10 protein-coding genes are annotated in these 18194 nt (G+C 61.8%); 4 read left to right on the top strand and 6 right to left on the bottom strand.

The genetic code is table 11. The annotated features are described in order from the left end of the window. Positions 1–121: 121 nt before the first annotated feature. Positions 122–1636, bottom strand: a complete 1515-nt coding sequence (locus VJ651_RS05375; protein ID WP_324106443.1) for a methyl-accepting chemotaxis protein — start codon at positions 1634–1636, stop codon at positions 122–124. 163 nt (positions 1637–1799) lie between these two features. Next, the gene (locus VJ651_RS05370; protein WP_324106442.1) at positions 1800–2246 is read right to left on the bottom strand and encodes an Lrp/AsnC family transcriptional regulator; all 447 of its coding nucleotides are present in this window, start codon (positions 2244–2246) and stop codon (positions 1800–1802) included. Between the two features lie 118 nt (positions 2247–2364). Here VJ651_RS05370 and yedA point away from each other — a divergent pair, with 118 nt between their 5' ends. Further along, complete coding sequence (gene yedA, locus VJ651_RS05365) at positions 2365–3273, top strand: drug/metabolite exporter YedA (RefSeq protein WP_324106441.1); 909 nt, start codon at positions 2365–2367, stop codon at positions 3271–3273. 25 nt (positions 3274–3298) lie between these two features. On the opposite strand, the gene VJ651_RS05360 is transcribed toward yedA, so the two are convergent. Next, complete coding sequence (locus tag VJ651_RS05360; protein WP_324106440.1) at positions 3299–4336, bottom strand: GGDEF domain-containing protein; 1038 nt, start codon at positions 4334–4336, stop codon at positions 3299–3301. A 359-nt stretch (positions 4337–4695) separates the two neighbouring features. Here VJ651_RS05360 and VJ651_RS05355 point away from each other — a divergent pair, with 359 nt between their 5' ends. Further along, on the top strand, positions 4696–5100 hold the full coding sequence (locus tag VJ651_RS05355) for a hypothetical protein (RefSeq protein ID WP_324106439.1): 405 nt from the start codon (positions 4696–4698) through the stop codon (positions 5098–5100). Between the two features lie 133 nt (positions 5101–5233). Here the strand turns inward: VJ651_RS05355 and VJ651_RS05350 are convergent, their stop codons facing one another. Further along, on the bottom strand, positions 5234–7045 hold the full coding sequence (locus VJ651_RS05350; RefSeq protein ID WP_324106438.1) for a PHA/PHB synthase family protein: 1812 nt from the start codon (positions 7043–7045) through the stop codon (positions 5234–5236). Positions 7046–7446: 401 nt separating this feature from the next. Between VJ651_RS05350 and VJ651_RS05345 the strand changes: the two genes are divergently transcribed. Further along, entirely contained in the window at positions 7447–10374 is a 2928-nt protein-coding gene (locus VJ651_RS05345) for a PAS domain S-box protein (protein WP_324106437.1), read from the top strand. 34 nt (positions 10375–10408) lie between these two features. On the opposite strand, the gene VJ651_RS05340 is transcribed toward VJ651_RS05345, so the two are convergent. Next, positions 10409–13753: an EAL domain-containing protein gene (locus VJ651_RS05340; RefSeq protein WP_324106436.1), complete on the bottom strand. Its 3345-nt coding sequence runs from the start codon at positions 13751–13753 to the stop codon at positions 10409–10411. 205 nt (positions 13754–13958) lie between these two features. Further along, positions 13959–15842, bottom strand: a complete 1884-nt coding sequence (locus tag VJ651_RS05335; RefSeq protein WP_324106435.1) for a potassium transporter Kup — start codon at positions 15840–15842, stop codon at positions 13959–13961. A 600-nt stretch (positions 15843–16442) separates the two neighbouring features. Here VJ651_RS05335 and VJ651_RS05330 point away from each other — a divergent pair. Continuing rightward, a complete protein-coding gene (locus VJ651_RS05330) occupies positions 16443–18170 on the top strand; it encodes an aldehyde dehydrogenase family protein (RefSeq protein ID WP_324106434.1) in 1728 nt (575 codons plus the stop codon). Positions 18171–18194: the final 24 nt, after the last annotated feature.

Genomic DNA, 18194 nt, shown 5'->3' with positions numbered 1-18194 from the left:
AATGCGGAATGTGAATCAGGAGAAAAAAAGACGCCTCGCCAACCCTTGGGCCGGATAATTGAAACAAAGACAATGTTTGCTGCCGGCCCGGATTGCTCCGGCCGGCAGACTGTGCCAGGCTTCAGTTCGACGCAAGTCTCAGATGGGCGCCCGAAGCAAGTCGAGGCGTGGTTTGCGCCGGACCGGCAAGCATCCGGTCGTCGCCCAGCGTGAATCTGCCGACGGCCGCCGCAAGCTTGCCGGTCTGCTCGCGCACGGTTTCGGCTGCCGCCGTCGCTTCTTCCACCAGGCTGGCGTTTTGCTGCGTCATTTCATCCATCTGCCGCATCGCCTGATTCACCTGTTCGATGCCCGATTTCTGTTCGGCGGACTCCGCCTGGATTTCCGCCATCATTTCGGTGACATGCTTCACCGCGCCGACGATTTCGCGCATGGTGTTGCCCGCTTGTTCGACCAGCCGGGTGCCGTCGGTGACCTTGTCGACCGAGCTGCCGATCATGTCCTTGATTTCCTTCGCGGCGGCGGCGGAGCGTTGCGCCAGGTTGCGCACTTCGCTGGCAACCACGGCGAAGCCGCGGCCCTGTTCGCCCGCGCGCGCTGCCTCGACCGCGGCATTCAGGGCGAGGATATTGGTCTGGAACGCGATGCCTTCGATGACGCCGATGATCTCGACGATCTTGCGCGAGCTGTCGTTGATCGAACCCATGGTGCCGACCACTTGTTCGACCACCTCGCCACCCTTGAGAGCGACTTGCGATGCCTTTTGCGCGAGTTCGTTCGCCTGGCGCGAATTGTCGGCGTTATGGCCGACGGCCACGGTCAGTTGCGCCATGCTGGACGTCGTTTCTTCCAGGCTGGCGCTCTGCTGCTCGGTGCGGCGCGACAAGTCGTTGTTGCCGTTGGCGATTTCCTCGGTGCCGCGCGCGATTTCCTGCGATGCGCGGCGCACGTCGCCGACAATCGCGATGAGCGCATGGTTCATGTCGCACAGGGCTTGCTGCAAGACGCCGATTTCATTGTGGCGATCGACTTCGATGTCGTGCGACAGGTCGCCTTGCGCGACGCGTTTGGCTGCTTCCACCGCCAGCGCGAGCGGCCTGGTGACCGCGGTGACCATTTGGTGAATCACGAAGGCGAGCAGCACCAGTGTCATGCCGACCACGCCGAGCAGGATGTAACTCCTGGTGCGCGCAGCCTTGTTGTCGTCGCTGACCAGGGCCGACAGCTGCGTCTTGATGTCGCTTACCGCGCTCGCCAGCGCCGCGTCGGCACCCGCAGCATCGGGCTTGAGCGCCGTGACGGATTCCGGCGTGTTGCTCGCAGCCAGTGCCGAGCGCAGCTTGCCGAGCTTCTCGCTCGCCGCTCCGGCAGTGGAACCCGGCGCGAGCTTTGCCAGTTCGTCCGCCTTCAGCGTTGCATCGTTCAAGGCTTTCAGGGTGTCGTCGCCAAGCTTGCCGGCGCTTGCGTCACGATACACGCCGTTGAGGAAATCCTTGTAACGTGCGGACGCCTGCAATCCGACATCGTAGGTGCCGAGCGCGTGGTCTACCCGCTGCTGCAGGCTGCTGCTGAAAAAGATCTGGAAGAAGAGCACCAGGATCAGCGGCGCCACCGCGACAAAGACTCCGATATACATGCCGTATCTGAGGGAAATCCTGTTAAGCATTTCAGTCCTTTCGGGGCGCAGCGAGGGAATGACGATTTCTTTGTAATGCGGAAAGTAGTCCGGCCTGCTACCGATTTCGTTGCGCTAGGTCAAAGCGCGCGGAAACAGCCTGCCAACCGACTATCAGCCAGCCTTAGCCGACCGGCTTGATCGCCTTGCGGTCGATACAGGAAGACAGGATCAGCGAGGTCGAGGTCACCCCGCAGCGTGTCAGTTCGACAATCACTTTTTCGAGTTCGCCGACCGAGGAGGCCACCACCTTGACGATGCTGCAGTCATCGCCGGTGATCGAATGGCATTCAACAATCTGAGGTACTTGCGCCGCGACCACCTCGACCGGCGTTTCATGGCTGCGCCTGGAGACGCGGATGAAGGCGGTGATGCCGTAACCGAGCGCCGCCGGATTGACGCGCGCATGGTAGCCGGTGATGACGCCGGCGGCTTCCATGCGCTTGACCCGCTCCGCAACGGCAGGTTGGCTCATGTGGATGCGGCGGCCGATTTCTGCCAGCGTGGTCCGCGCATCGCCCTGCAGGATGTCGAGGATCTTGACGTCCATCGCGTCAAATTCGATTTTCATGGTCAAGTCCATTCATTTCGATGAAAGGCAAGGTTGTGGAGCGGTTTTGCCTTGCATTATCTATTCAAAACGAGCATTTTGGCGCATACACTGTTCGCATACTTCTTCGAAAAACAATATGCGAACCCTCCCCAAATTCGTGCTGCTGGCCCTGATCACCGTCTACCTGGTCTGGGGCTCGACCTACCTGGCGATTCACTTCGCCTTGCATTCCTTTCCTCCGTTCCTGTTGATGGGAACGCGCTTCCTGGCGGCGGGCGTGGTGCTGTTCGCGTGGCTCAAGCTGCGCGGCGCGGCGTTTCCCAGCTTCAGGCAATGGCGCGATGCAGGGATCGTCGGCGTCCTCCTGCTCGGTTGCGGCATGGGCCTCACCGCAGTAGCGCAGCAATACGTCTCATCCGGCATGACCGCGGTATTCATCGCAAGCTCGCCACTCATGTTCGCGCTATGGTCGGGCTTGTTCGGCGACTGGCCGAGCGGACGCGAGTGGACCGGCATCCTGGCCGGTTTTGCCGGGGCAGTCCTGCTTGCCGGGAGCGGCGACTTTGCCGCGCAGCCGATAGGCGCGCTTGCGCTGGCCGGCGCTGTCGCATGCTGGACCTTCGGCTCCGTGCTGTCGCAACGGAAACTGGCGCTCGCGCCGGGCGCGATGGGATTTGCCAGCGAAATGCTGGTTGGTGGAAGCTTCCTGCTGTGCGTCGGCTTGCTGCGGGGCGAAGCGATCGTCACGCTCGACGAGCGCGCGCTGTTCGCGTGGGCTTACCTGGTCACGGCCGGTTCACTGGCCGGCTTCTCGGCTTACATGTATCTGTTGTCCAAGGTGTCGCCCGCGCTGGCGTCGAGCTATGCGTATGTCAATCCGGTGATTGCCGTGGTGCTGGGTGTATGGCTGGCGGATGAATCGCTAGGCGCGCGCGAAACGGTGGCCATGGCGATCATTCTCGGCAGCGTGCTGCTGCTGACCACCGCCCGGGCCGCGCCGAAGCCGGCCGGCAGGTCGCTGAGGGCGAACACGTCCACGCAATGAACAGCGTGCGTGCTGCCGCTGGCGCTTAAAAGAATTCGACGGTGACGTTCGAGACTTCGGAGTGCAGCTCGCCGCTGCTGACCAGTTCGTCGTAATAGCAGACGCGATTGCGGCCGTTCGCCTTGGCGTAGTACAAAGCCTGGTCGGCGTGTCCGAGAATGACTACCGGCGATTCGGTGGAAATGCTGGCAAAGCCGACGCTGACCGTGACCTTGCCGACCTGGGGGAATTCATGCTGCTCGACGTTGGCGCGGAAGCGGTCGAAGATCTTGCGCGCATCGTCCAGCGTGGTCGAGCGCAGGAGCACCACGAATTCCTCGCCGCCGAAGCGGAACACCCGATCCTGCGAGCGGAACGAGGAGCGCAGCAGGTTCGCCACCAGGATCAGCACCTCGTCGCCGTACAGATGGCCGAACTGGTCGTTGACGCGCTTGAAATGGTCGATGTCGACCACCGCCAGCCACTGCTTGATGTCGCCGTCATGCGGATGGCGGCGCTCCTGCTGGTCCTTGGGCGTGCCTTCCAGCATTGCGCAGGACAGGAGCTTGGAAAATTTCTCGTCGAAAGTCTTGCGGTTGAGCAGGCCGGTCAGCGAGTCGCGTTCGCTGTAGTCGAGAATGTTCTGATAATTGCGATAGACGCTGAGGATGCCGTCGATCATGTGCAGCGTGTCGCTGTTGTACGGGGTCGGGCTGCTGACCTCGATGCAGGTGCTGACCTTGTCGTTCAGCCAGACCGGCAGCCACAAGGTCTGCGAGCCGTCATCAGCCGTTTGCTCGATGCAGTTCTTGCGCTGCTTGATGCCGTCCACCAGGAAGGGATAGGTGTTGATCGGCTCGCCGCTGGTTTCCATGTCCAGCGTCTCTTCCGCCGAAATCACCTTGTCGTCCTTGATCCAGACGCGCGGACGCAGGAACAGCTCGTGGCGGAAGCGGAAAATCTCGTGCACCCGGACCTGCTGCGCGCCGACCAGTTCGTGCAAGGCGGTGACCACCGAGGTATCGAGCAGGACGTGATCACGCTGGCAAGTCATGTCCACCAGGTGCTTGAGCAATGCTTCCATAATCAGAATTCCGGCCCGTTCGCGTTAGCAATGTGAGCCAGGTGCAGCAGAGGGCGTGCGCGAACGTGGATCAGCATGGAAGAAAAATGTCTCAAGTCGGTGTGATCGGGCTGGCTGTTGCGGCGCGGCTTGTTGCAGTGCACAGTGAAACAGCATCGATCCTTCTGGTTATGTTGAAGGCGATCTTGCAGCTATTCTATCCCGAATCGATGCGACTTTAGAAGGCTGTCGTATTTCTGCCATGGCCCGGCAAGCCAAAAAGCGGGCGCCGCGCGGCCAGCGGCGCACTCGGCCCATGAATCGCAACATAGCCAGCCGCTACAATGGCAGTCGGATTTTCTTTCCCTGGGGAGGTACTCATGTTCTTGCTGCTGCTCCTGGTAACCCTGCTGGTCGCGTCCGGCGTGTCCTACGCGGTGGCGAAAGCCTTTGCCGGGCCGCTCGATGCCATCCTCAAGCGCATCATCGCCGACGAGATCAGCGCCGCCTGGCTGAAGTACATGAAGTTCGCCATCCTGGTGGTCGGCATCTCGGCCGGCGTGCGCGTCTATCAGCTTGAAAAATACATAACGCCGATGCGCTGGGAGAAGGACCCGAAGATCATGGAGCTGAGCTTCGAGCGCTGGGTGCTGGAGATCTACCGCACCGTGATCGAGACCTTGCAGGGAATCGCCTGGATGCTGCTGGTGTTCTTCGTGTTTGCGCTGGTGGCCTATGTCTTCGTGCGGGTGGCGGAATTGAAGCTGGGCGAGAAGGGCAAGTGATGCGGAGGGCCACGGAAAACACGCAAGCTTCCGCCGGGAGCAAGGCAAACCTGAAACACGTTTGTCTTCCGTGTTTTCCGAGCCTTCCGTGGACAAACGCCTTCATCCATCAATTCATAAGACGCGCTTCAGCCTACCTTTCCATCACATAGCTGCCCGGCGCGTCGCCCAGTGCCGCATAACCGTTCCTGCGCGCACCCATCTCCGGCGGCGGCGTCATGCCGCTGGCATGCTTTTCCACCCAGCCGGCCCAGGCCGGCCACCAGGAGCCTTCGACCGGGGCATTGGACAGGAACCAGTTTTCCGCGTCGATGTAATTGGTGCCGGACGGACTGTGCGCCATGCGATAGTGGCGGCCCTTGTGTCCCGGCTCGCTGACGATGCCGGCATTGTGCCCGCCGTTGGTGAGCAGGAAGGTAATGTCGGGGTCGGCGATCAGATTGATCTTGTAGACCGAGGTCCACGGGGCGACATGGTCGGTCTCGGTCGCCACCGCGAACAGCGGCACGCGGATGTCGCCGAGCGAGATCGGCCGGCCGTTGATCTTGTAGCGTCCGGCGAACAGATCGTTCTTCAGGAACAGCCGGTGCAGGTATTCGCTGTGCATGCGGGCCGGCATGCGCGTCGCATCGGCGTTCCATGCCATCAGGTCGGTGACCGTCTGGCGTCCGCCGAGCAGGTATTGCTGCACCACCAGCGACCAGATCAGGTCATGCGAGCGCAATAGCTGGAAGGCTCCCGCCATCTGCCGGTTGTCGAGGAAACCCTGGTTCCACATGATGTCGTCGAGGAAGTTGAGCTGGCTGTCGTCGATGAACAGGGTCAGCTCGCCCGCTTCCGTGAAGTCCGTTTGCGCCGCCAGCAGCGTTATGGAGTTGACGCGCTCGTCGCCGATCTGCGCCAGGTATGCGGCCGCCATCGCCAGCAGGGTGCCGCCCAGGCAATAACCGACGGTATTGATCTTGCGCTGCGGCACGATGGCCTGGACCGCGTTGAGCGCTTCGAGTACGCCCAGGCGCAGATAGTCTTCCATGTCGAGGTCACGGTCCTGTGCGGTCGGGTTGTGCCAGGACGCTATGAAGACCGTATGGCCGCGGCTGACCAGATAGCGCACCAGCGAGTTGTGCGGCGACAGGTCGAGGATGTAGTACTTCATGATCCAGGCCGGGATGATCAGGATCGGTTCGGCATGCACTTCCTTCGTGGTCGGGGCGTACTGGATCAGTTCTATCAGGCGGTTGCGGTAGACCACCTTGCCGGGCGTGATCGCGACATGTTTCCCCGGCATGAAATCTTCAAAGCCCGCCGGCGGCTTGCCGGCCACCGTGCGTTCATAGTCTTCAAGGAAGTTCATCGCGCCGCGCAGCAGATTCACACCGCCTTCGCGCACGGTGGTGTCGAGCACCTCGGGATTGGTGGCGATGTAGTTGACCGGCGAGATGGTGTCGAGCAACTGCCGGGCGATAAAAGAGACCACCTGTTCGTGATGCGCCGATACGCCGCCGATGCCGGTCGTCACGTTGTGCCACCACTGCTGGTTCAGCAGAAAGCTCTGGTGAATCAGATTGAACGGCCAGCGGCGCCAGGCTTCGCCGCGGAAGCGGCGATCCTGCGGCAGCGGCTCGATGCAGAGATCGCAATCCCGGTCGGTTTGCGCGTGCACCGAGTACATCGCAAAGCGCGCCGCCTTGCGCATCGCTTTTTCCCCGAGCTTCTGCCACTTGCCCGGCGATTCGGCGAGATGCAGTGCCCAGTCGAGATACGCCAGCGCCAGGCTGACCGGGGAGATGCTGCCGGTGGCGCGGCCCATGCTTGCATGGATCAGGCGGTCGATCGTCGCCGGCGGTTCGACGTCGCTCACGGTCCACGGCTGGGCGGGAAGGTGTGCTTCCTTCGGGTCGTGCACCCGCAAGGCTTGTTCCAGGTTCGATCGCGGTCTGTCCATGTGATTCTCCAAGAAGTCAGAACACGTCCGATACGCTGGTATGTGCGTCGCCGCAAAGCGATCGGACGCGAAGGGCCGGGCGAACTGCATCGAAAACTCGGCCATCAAGCTCTCTATGGACACGAAACGGCGGAGAAGGTTTGCCGCTGCGGCACAAGTTTCAGGCTCGCTGTTGCAATGCACCACCCTTCTTCCCATGTTAGGAACCGAAGCCTGTTTCAGGCTTGACCAGGGTCAAGCAATAACGAGATGCGGACGGGAATCGGGCCGTCGGATCGAGGATCGTCAGCAACACCGGCACGGCGAGTCGGCGTCCGCATCTTGCTTCAGAAAACCCGCCGTCGAAACCCCGGCCGCATTGTGATGTCACACCAATATTTCGATACGGTAGATCAAGTTCAATGAAACTTCTGTTCCAAGAGGCAAGCCAGGCCGAGCAACTGTATCGACTGATTATCGACAATGCGATGGACGCTTTCATCGCAACCGACCAGGGCAACAGGATCATCGAGTGGAGCACGCAGGCGGAACGCATCTTCGGCTGGTCGCGGCAGGAGGTAGCCGGGTCTTCCCTGACCGACACCCTCATTCCGCCGCACCATCGTGCCGCGCATGAGCGCGGGCTGCAGCATTATCTTGAATCGGGAGACGGCGAGCTGCGCGGCAGCCAGGTCGAATTGCCGATGCGATGCAAGGACGGTCGCGAAATTCCGGTGGAATTGACGGTAACGCCCATCGTCGCGCCCGACAGGACGATTTTCTTCGCTTCCTTGCGCGATATCTCGCAACGCAAGGCGCTGGAAGAAGAAGTGCACCGTCAGGCCTACCTGACGACATCGATTTTGAACAGCATGGCCGCAGCGGTGGCCGTCGCGGACTTGTCCGGGCGTCTCATCATGGTCAATCCGGCCGGGCAGCGCTTGCTCAACATGGAACCGCTCGGGCCCGACAATCCGCTGTCGTTCTATGACCTTGTATTGCTGCAGCCGGACGGCAAGACGCCCTATCTGCCCGAGCAAATGCCGGCTGCGCGCGCCTTGGCGGGCGAACATGTGGACGACGTGATCGCCTTCCTGCCCGGCGGCGGGCCTGCGCGGGACGGTGTGTGGCTGAGCATCAATGCCCGTCCCTTGCTCGACCGTCAGGGCGTTCTCGCGGGAGGCGTCGTCGTCCTGCACGACATCACCGAGCAGCGCCAGCGCGAACAGGCGCTGGCATCGCAGGCGCGACAACTGCAGGAACAGGCCAGCCTGCTCGACCTTGCGCACGACGCCATCCTCGCGCGCACCACCGACGACGTCATCACCTACTGGAACCGCAGCGCCGAGAAGCTGTATCAGTACAAGCGCGCCGAAGCGATCGGACAGGTCAGCCATGACTTGCTCAAGACGCGCTTTCCTCAAGCGCTCGACGAGATCCTCGCCATCGTGCGGCAGCAGCATTACTGGGAAGGTGAAGTGATTCACACCGCCCGCGACGGCCGTGAACTGATCGTGTTCAGCCAGTGGGCGCTGGACTTTCACCAGGGACAGCCGTATCGCTACCTTGAAAACAATACCGACATCACCCACCAGGTCGAAACCGAACGCGCGCTGAAGCGGTCGCAGCAGGACTTCCGCCTGCTGGTGGAGGCGTCCACCGATTATGCGATCATGACGACGGACCCGGCAGGCACCATCATGAGCTGGAACACCGGCGCGGAAAGAATACTCGGCCTGTCGGCCACCGAGGCGATCGGCATTCCCATCGCCAGTCTGTTCACCGCGGAGGACCGCGACATGGGCGAGCCCATGCGCGAACTGGACGAGGCGCGCGTCGCCGGCCGCTCGGAAGACGACCGCTGGCATTTGCGGCAGAACGGCACCCGCTTCTGGGCGACCGGCGTGGTGACGCCGCTGCACAATCCCGACGGCAGCCTGCGCGGTTTCGTCAAGATCATGCGCGACCAGACAGAGCAACGGCTGGCGGCGGAACAAACCTATTTCCTTGCCAATCACGACGCCCTGACCGGACTGCCCAATCGCATCAACTTCAGCAATCAACTGCATCAGTCGATCGCCCTGTCGCGCCGCAACGATGTGCCGCTGGCGCTGCTGCTGCTCGATCTCGACCGCTTCAAGCAGGTCAACGACACCTTCGGCCACCACGCCGGCGACCTGCTGCTCAAGGAAGTGGCACTGCGTCTCAGTTCGACCTTGCGCGAAACCGATTTCGTTGCCCGTCTCGGCGGCGACGAATTCGTGGTCATTCAGGCCGACACCTCGCAGCCGGATGCCGCCGACACGCTGGCGCGCAAACTCATTCTCGAACTCGGCCGTCCTTATCGGCTCGATTCGCACGAAATCATCAGCGGAGCCAGCATCGGCATCTGCATCTGTCCGACGGATGGAAAGAATTCGGTCGAACTGCTCAAGCGTGCCGACCTGGCACTGTATCGCGCCAAGGAAGCGGGGCGGCACACCTATCAGTTCTACACGACCGACATGGTATCGCAGCAGACCTGGAAGCGCGACCGTGAAACAGCCCTGCGCGGCGCGCTGAAGAACCATCAGTTCGAGCTCTACTATCAGCCGCTGATCGATCTGGCAAAATGGAACATCTCCTCGGTGGAAGCCTTGCTGCGCTGGAATGCCTCCGAGCTGGAAACCGTGCTGCCGGGCGAATTCCTCGAGATCATCGAACAGAGCGGCCTGATCATCGAAGTCGGCGAATGGGCCTTGCGCGAAGCCTGCCACCAGGTGCGGCAGTGGCAGGCGAGGGGGCTGTCGGACCTGCGCCTGTCGATCAATTGCTCGGCGCGGCAATTCAACGATCCGCAGTTCGTCGCGCTGATTCCGTCCATACTGCGCGACGCCGGCATCGCGCCGGCCCACCTCGAGCTCGAAGTGCCTGAAGCGATGCTCGGGCAGCATCCGGAAATCAAGGAGCAACTCACGGAACTGCGCGCGCTCGGCATCCGGCTGGTGATCGACAACTTCGGCACCGGTACGGTCGCGCTGATCGACTTCAAGGATTTCCGGATCGACGTGCTGAAGATCGACAAGGCCTTCGTGCAGCATCTGCCGCACCGGCGCGAGGACTCGGCGATCACCTCGGCCATCATCAGTCTGGCGCACGACCTCGGCATCGGCGTGAGCGCGGGCGGCGTCGAGACGGCGGAGCAACTGGCCTATCTGAAGGCGCGCAATTGCACCAGTGCGCAAGGCTTCATTTTCAGTCCACCGCTTCCCGCCGCGCAGTTCGAGGCGATGATCATGGACGGAAGCCTGTCGCGGATCAACCGGATCCCCAATCTGCGGGAGATGGTGGGAAACAAGGGGCTGCATTAGCGTCGGCCCGCTCGCCGCCTTTTTCAGCGGCCTGTTACTTGCGCGTCGCCGCGAACTCCGCAAATTCCCGCGCCGGGACAGGGCGTGCGATCAGGTACCCCTGCGCCTGATCGCATTCATGCGCGCGCAGGAAATCGAGCTGGATATCGGTCTCGACGCCTTCCGCAACCACGCACAACTGCAGCGCATGGCCGAGCTGGATGACGGCCTTGACGATAGCCTCGCCGTCCGGGTTGTCGGCCACGTCGCGCACGAAGCTCTGGTCGATCTTCAGTTTGTCGACCGCCAGCTTCTTCAGATAGGCGAGACTGGAATAGCCGGTGCCGAAGTCGTCGATCGAGAGGTGCACGCCGAGTTCCTTCAGCCTGTACAGCGTCTCCATCACGATGGATGTTTCCTGCAGCAGGATCGATTCGGTCAGCTCCAGTTCCAGCAATGACGGCGGCAAGCCGGATTGCGCCAGCGCGCGCTGCACCGTATCGACGATATCGCCGCGCCGGAACTGCTGCGCCGAGAGATTGACCGCAATCACCAGCGGCGCCATGCCGCCATTGATCCATTCCATGGTCTGGCGGCATGCCTCGTTGAGCACCCATTCGCCGATCTGCACGATCATCCCGCTTTCTTCCGCCAGCGGGATGAAGCGCCCCGGCGCGATCAGGCCTTCCTCGCCGCTGCGCCAGCGCACCAGCGCCTCGGCGCCGACGATCGCGCCGCTCGGGATATCGATCTGCGGCTGGTAATGCAGCAGGAATTCCTGGTTCTTCACCGCCTTGCGCAGGTTGCTGTGCAATTGCATGCGCGCCAGCGCGTCGATGTTCATCGTGTTGGCGAAGAAGTGATAGGTGTCGCGTCCGTTGTCCTTGGCATGATAGAGCGCGGTGTCGGCATGCTTGAGCAGCGTGTCGAAATCGCGGCCGTCGCTCGGGTACATGCTGATGCCGATGCTGAACGAGGTGGTGATCGTGTGCTGGCCGATTTCGAAGGGTTCGGTCACCGCGTCGAGGAGGGATTGCGCGATGCGGCCGACCGCGCCGGTATCGGCGAGATCCTGCAGCAGGATCACGAACTCGTCGCCGCTCTGGCGGCTGATGGTGTCGCGTTCGCCGATGCAGTGCTGCAGGCGGTCGACTACGCGCAGCAGCAATTGGTCGCCGACTTCATGGCCGAGGCTGTCGTTGACGCGCTTGAAGTTGTCCAGATCGAGCACCAGCATCGCGACACTGCGCATGGAGCGCGCGGCGGCGCTCGACGCGCGCTCGAAGCGGTCGCGCAGCAGCACCCGATTGGGAAGATGGGTGAGCGGATCGTAGTGTGCGAGGAAAGCCAGCCTCTCCTCGGCCGCTTCGCGCTGACTGCGTTCGCGCAAGGTCGTGATGCCGAATGCAAGGTCGGTAGCCAGCTCTTCCAGCAGGCGTACCTCGTCTTCCGCAAAGGAACCGGCATCGGACGAATAGATGGAGAGCGTGCCGAAGATGCCATGCGCGCCGATCAGCGGCAGCGCGATGTTCGAACGGAAGCCGTGTGCCATGGCAGCATCGCGCCACAGCGCCATGGTCGGATTGTTGTAGTAATCCGGGTTCACCTGTATTTTTCCGGTCCGCATGCAGGTTCCGGTCGTGCCTTGTCCGCGTTCCGTATCGGCCCAGGAGATGTTCGCGCTTTCGATGTAGCCTTCGTTCAGGCCGAAATGGCTCATCGGGCGCACCGACTTTTGCGCATCCTGGTCCGGGTAGCCGACCCAGGCCATCAGGTAGCCGCCCTTGGTGACGATCAGGCGGCAGACTTCATCCAGCAGGCTTTGCTCGCGCTCCGCATGCACCAGCGCCATGTTGCAGTCGCTCAGCAGGCGCAGGGCGCGATTGAGTTTTTTCTGGGTCTGTTCGGCGCGCTTGCGCTCGGTGATGTCGCGCACGAACATCAGCGCGCCATGTTCGTCCTCGTACAGGAAGGGCACGGCCGACACTTCCACGTCGATCTGCGCGCCGTCGAGACGCAGCAGCTGTTCGTCGCGCGGTCGTACGGTCTTTCTTTCCTGGTTGAGCAGGCGGATGCGTTCTTCCATCGACTGGCTGCTGTCGGGGTGCGTGCGCTCGGCAATCGGGCGACCCAGCAACTGTTCGCGCGACGTCGCGCCGAACAGGCGCAGGGCTGCCGGGTTCACGTACGCAAAGCGGCCCTGCGTCTGCACGATGATCGCGTCCGGGGCGCTCTCGACCAGTTTGCGCAAGCGGCGCTCGCTCTCGCCCAGCGCGGTTTCATAGCGCCCGCGATCCTCGACCAGCAGGTTGAAGTTGCTGATCAGTTCGCCGACTTCATCGGCGCGCGCCACCGGCATCGGCATCATCGGGGCCTGGCCGCCGATCATGTGCCGTATGGCATGGCCCAGATCGTCCAGCGGTGCCAGCAGGCTTCGCGTGGTCCGGCGCAGCAGCAAGACGGCCAGCAGGCTCATGATGCCGGCCAGTGCGTACAGCCAGGTTTGCATGGTTTTCACCGGGCCGAACGCGATGTCGGTCGGCAGGGCCGCCATCACGATCCAGCCGGCGGCGGGCACCCGCACGGCGGAATACAGTTTGGCGATGCCTTGCGAGTTGGTGGCGATGCCTGAGCCTTCGAAGCCGTCGACAAAGCGGTCGAGCATGAGGTTCGCCCCGCGCGGGGAGGACTCGGTCATCGCGCGCCGGCGATCGCTGGCGGCAATGATCAGCTTGTCCTTGGGAGAAAAGACGAAAAGCTCGCCTTTACCCGCCATCGAGGGCTCGGACATCATGCCGAGAAAGTTGGGCGCCGTCAGGTCGGTGATGCCGGCCATGATGCCGCGCAGCTTGCCTGCGCTGTCGAAGATCGGAACCGCCATCGCGAGCACCGGGCGCTTCAGCGCACGACCCATGATCGGCTTGTCGATATAGGGATGCCCGGTTTGCACCACCTGCCGGAAGTAGTCGCGGTCGCCGAACCAGGTGCCGCGCCGCCCGGGCGCCACCGGAAAATCGGCAATAGTCTTGCCGTCCAGGCCGATCACCGCGATGCCGCCGGAGAACACGATATGCAAGGCGCCGAATCGCGGCAGAACGGCATCCAGCGCCTGCTCGCTCAAATCCGGTGGCAATTTTGCGGCAATCTTGGCCAGGCTGTCGACGCGTTCGTTGAGCTTGATGTCCAGTTCGGCGGCAAGACGACGGGTGGAGGCGAGCTGCTCATCGCGCAGCACTTCTTCGAGCTGGCCTTTCAGGACCGTGACGGAAAAGAAGGTGAGCAGCCAGATGAAGCAGGCGAACAGTCCCACCGTGATCAGGATCAGCTTGGTCTTCAGGGAAAGCCGCCGGCGCCATGCCGGTGACACAGCCGTCCCTGAAGTCTTTTCGGTGTTTTCCATGTCGCCCATTTGAACGGAGAAGCCGCTTTATGCACTGCTGCGCCAGACAAGCGCGAGCAAGGAGCGCAATTCATGCGATGCCCGACGCCGTGAGAGGGGCGGGACGCGCTGTCAGAAAATCAATCCAGCCCGAGGCCCTACAAGCTTAGTCGAAGTCATTGCGTTTTGGAAATGCTTTCTGTGTTGCGATTGCGCACCGTCATGCTCATATTTCGACCTGCGTGCCCAGCTCGATCACACGGTTGGCGGGCACGCGGTAGTAATCCGCCGCGTCGCGCGCATTACGCGACATGGTCGCGAACAGCGACTCGCGCCAGAAGGCCATGCCGCTGCCCACGCGCGGAATCACGGTCTGGCGGGCGATGAAGTAGGAGGTGGACATCATGTCGAAATCCAGCCCGGCCTCCTTGCACAATGCCAGCGCGGCCGGGATGTCGCGGTCGTCCTTGAAGCCGTAATGCACATCCACCTGGTAACACTGATGATCGAGTGGCCGCACCTTCACGCGCTCCTTCGGCGGAATGGTGGGAATGTCGGCATTGAACACGGTCAGGAACACCGTTCTTTCATGCAGCACCTTGTTATGAGAGAGATTGTGCAACATTGCGTGCGGCACCCCGTCGCCTTCCGCGCGGAAGAAGACTGCCGTGCCCTCCACGCGCGCCGGCGGGCTGATGAACAGGGATTGCAGGAAATCGTCGATCGGCACCAGATGCCTTTTCAGATTCTCGTATACCAATTGCCGTCCGTCGCGCCAGGTCAGCATCACGGTCACGGCGATCGCGCCCAGCGCGAGCGGGAACCAGCCGCCGTGCATGATCTTCAAGGTGTTGGCGGAGAACAGGGTGATATCGATGGCGAGGAAGAAACCTGTGGCGGCAAGGGATAGCAACAAGTTGTAATGCCAGCCGTAGCGGATTACAAAGAAGGTCAGAACAGTTGTCATCATCATGGTCGCCGTCACTGCGATACCGTAAGCAGAGGCCAGGCCGGAAGAAGAGCCAAAGCCGGCGACAGCGAGTACCACTGCCGTTAATTGCATCCAGTTCACCAGCGGAATATAGATTTGCCCCATCTCGCGCTCGGACGTGTACACCACCTTCATGCGCGGCAGGAAGCCGAGCGCGATGGCCTGCTGCGTGATCGAAAAAGTGCCGGAGATGGTTGCCTGCGAGGCGATCACGGTTGCGATCGTCGACAGGACGACCAGCGGATAAACGCTCCATGCGCCCAACTGCTGGTAAAACGGATTCGACACGGCCTCCGGATTGGACAGGAGTATTGCTCCCTGGCCGAAATAGTTCAGCGCCAGACCGGGAAACACCACGGCGAACCACGCGGTCTGGATCGGCGACTTGCCGAAATGCCCCATGTCCGCATACAGTGCCTCGGCCCCGGTGACCGCGAGCACGATCGCGCCGAGGGCGACGAAAGCCAGCCAGCCGTTCTGCGCAAGAAAATGGAAGGCATGCAAAGGATTGAGCGCAGCCAGGATCGCCGGGGTATGGAGGATATTGACAATTCCCATGCCTGCCAGCAATGCGAACCACACCAGCATGACCGGCCCGAACCATTTTCCGATGCCTGCCGTGCCCGTGCTCTGCAGCGCGTACAGCGCAACCAGCACAATGATTGTCAATGGCACCACATACGCCTTGAACGCCGGCGTTGCCACTTCCAGCCCTTCGATGGCTGACAGCACCGAAATTGCCGGGGTAATGACGCCGTCGCCATAAAACAGCGCCGCACCGATCACGCCGACCATCATGAGAGGCGTAAACCAGCGGGACCTGGCAGGAATCGAGGACAAGGCCAGCGCCACCAGCGCCATGATGCCGCCTTCGCCCCGGTTGTCGGCACGCAGGATCAGCGTGACATATTTCAACGACACGATGATGGTGAGTGCCCAGAAAATCAGGGATACCACGCCAAGTATGTTGGCCGGATTCAGCGGCAGGCCATGCACCTCGGAAAACACTTCTTTCATCGTATAAAGAGGGCTGGTGCCGATATCGCCGTACACGATGCCGATGGCGGCGAGGGTAAGGGCGGCCAGACTGCTTTTTTCAGGACGAGAATGCGAAGTCAAAACAGACCCCTTTAAACATGTTGCGGTGCAAAAAGAGAAATGTTATCCCATTTGTGCATTCTGCATGTGCAATTGGAAGCGATGTCTCCGTGTCGATTTTTGCTGCACCTGCGATATGTTCATTATCCGCCCGTAACCTGCGCAAGCGTGTCGAGCAGTGTCTGTTCGAAGGCGCGCACCCTACGCACCCTACGTACCTTGTGATCGGCATGCGACAACCGCGGTCAGTTCCTGTCGATGCCTCGGACCCGCGAAGAGCTGCGAAGTGAATGGCCGACAAGCTTATCAATTCGTCATCTGTCGGTCCGGGAAAGGCTGCAGGCGTTTGCGCAAGGACAAAGTTGTCTTCTTCAAAAAAATTTGGACAAGTGTCCAGATTTAACCTAGGATGGCGAAAAAATCATCCAAAAAGGAGGAGACATGCGATCCAATTTCACCATCCCGGCGCGGGCTGCAAAGCCGTCCCCGCGACACCTTCATCCACTCGCCATTCCGGCCGAGAAGCGTCAAGCCCTCGTTCATTCGCGGCAGTCCTGGTATCGCCTGCCTGCATCCATCCTCTGTCCTCAACCCGCTGCACGACAATAAGGAAAACTCGCCATGGCTCTCGATGAAAAAATCAATCTTGTTCCTGTCGAAATCGAACAGGCCGTCAAGACCCTGCATGAGAAGAAGCATGTCTGGCCCAAGGTGTCCGTCGCCGAGCGCATCGCGCTGCTGGCGGAAATTAAGGAATGCCTGATGCCGGTGGCGGCCGCGTGGGCGCAAACCGCGGCGCGCAAGAAGGGCATTCCCGAGGGCTCGCCGGTGGCTGGCGAGGAATGGATCTCCGGTCCCTACGCCGTGATGGCCTACTGCAATGCGCTGATGCAGACCTTGTCGAAGGTGGAAGGGAAAATGCATCTGGCGAGCGTGCCCTTGCGCGAGCTGCCCAACGGGCAACTGGCAGCCAGGGTCGTTCCGCATTCCCTGTGGGACCGCCTCCTGCTGAGCGGCGTCCATGCCGACGTCTGGATGGAGCCGGGCGTCACGCGCGCCAACCTCGCGCAGAACACGGCCTCGATCTACACGCCGGGCAGCCGGCACGAGGGCAAGCTGGCGCTGATTCTGGGCGCCGGCAATATCGCGGCCATCGCGCCGCTCGACGGCCTGCACAAGCTGTTCGCGGAAAACCAGGTAGCCATCATCAAGATGAATCCGGTCAACGAATACCTGACCGAGTTCCTCATCCCCGCGCTGATGCCGCTCATCAGCCGCGGCTTCCTGCGCATCGTGCATGGCGACGTCAGCGTCGGCCAGTACTTGTGCAACCATCCGCTGGTGGAAGAGATCCACATCACCGGCTCCGGCGCCGCGCATGACCAGATCGTGTGGGGCAGCGGAGAAGAAGGGGCGGCCAACAAGCGCGCCGGCACGCCAAAGAACAAGCGCCGCATCACGTCCGAGCTCGGCGCGGTGTGCCCGACCATCGTGGTCCCCGGCCCGTGGTCGAAGGCCGACATCGCCTTCCAGGCCGAACACGTGGCCACGCAAAAGCTGCACAACTCCGGTTTCAACTGCATCGCCTGCCAGGTGTTGGTGCTGCCGCAGAACTGGATGCTCAAATCGGATTTCCTGCTGAAAGTCAGGAAGACCATCGCCGCGACGGCGCCGCGCAAGCTGTACTACCCGGGTGTCCAGAATCGCCTCGCCGGTTTTCTGCGCGCCGTCGGCAACAAGGGCGCGGTGCCGTCCAGCGCCGACCAATGCGTGATCACCGCTTTCTCGCCCTCGGTCAGCTGCCCGACCGAACGCGATGAAGTGTTCGGCCCGGCACTGGCCGTGACCGAATTGCCGGCACAGGATGCGGAAAGCTTCCTCATCGCCGCTATCGACTATGCCAACAAGCATTTGTACGGCACGCTGGGCGCGAACATCCTGATTCATCCGGCCACCATCCGCGAAATCGGGCGCAAGCGCTTCGACGAGATCATTGCGGACCTGCACTACGGCTGCATCGCGGTCAATGCCTGGACCGGACTTGGCTTCCTCTCCGCGCCGACGCCGTGGGGAGCTTTCCCCGGCCATACGCTGGACGATGTGCAAAGCGGTATCGGTTCCGTGCACAACACGCTGCTGTTCGACAAGCCCCAGCGCACCGTGATCGAAGCGCCGTTCCAGCCTTTCCCGCGCGGCTTGCTGCGATTGTCCTTCGCCATGCTGCCGCGTCCGCCATGGTTCGTGACCAACCGGCGCGCCGACAGGATCGGCCGGCTGCTCACCGAGTTCCAGTACCGGCCGAGCTTCGCCAAGCTACCGCGCATTTTCTTCCACGCCCTGCTGGGATGAATTCGGCCAAGGTAGAATGGCGCA

The organism is Noviherbaspirillum sp. (genome assembly GCF_035254865.1).
Taxonomy (GTDB): Bacteria; Pseudomonadota; Gammaproteobacteria; order Burkholderiales; family Burkholderiaceae_D; genus Noviherbaspirillum.
This window is presented reverse-complemented; position numbering and strand designations above follow the sequence as displayed.

Coding starts and splice junctions, on each gene's coding strand:
- VJ651_RS05375 (WP_324106443.1), bottom strand. CDS start 1,636: ATGTATATCGGAGTCTTTGTCGCGGTGGCGCCGCTGATCCTGGTGCTC.
- VJ651_RS05370 (WP_324106442.1), bottom strand. CDS start 2,246: ATGAAAATCGAATTTGACGCGATGGACGTCAAGATCCTCGACATCCTG.
- yedA (WP_324106441.1), top strand. CDS start 2,365: ATGCGAACCCTCCCCAAATTCGTGCTGCTGGCCCTGATCACCGTCTAC.
- VJ651_RS05360 (WP_324106440.1), bottom strand. CDS start 4,336: ATGGAAGCATTGCTCAAGCACCTGGTGGACATGACTTGCCAGCGTGAT.
- VJ651_RS05355 (WP_324106439.1), top strand. CDS start 4,696: ATGTTCTTGCTGCTGCTCCTGGTAACCCTGCTGGTCGCGTCCGGCGTG.
- VJ651_RS05350 (WP_324106438.1), bottom strand. CDS start 7,045: ATGGACAGACCGCGATCGAACCTGGAACAAGCCTTGCGGGTGCACGAC.
- VJ651_RS05345 (WP_324106437.1), top strand. CDS start 7,447: ATGAAACTTCTGTTCCAAGAGGCAAGCCAGGCCGAGCAACTGTATCGA.
- VJ651_RS05340 (WP_324106436.1), bottom strand. CDS start 13,753: ATGGAAAACACCGAAAAGACTTCAGGGACGGCTGTGTCACCGGCATGG.
- VJ651_RS05330 (WP_324106434.1), top strand. CDS start 16,443: ATGGCTCTCGATGAAAAAATCAATCTTGTTCCTGTCGAAATCGAACAG.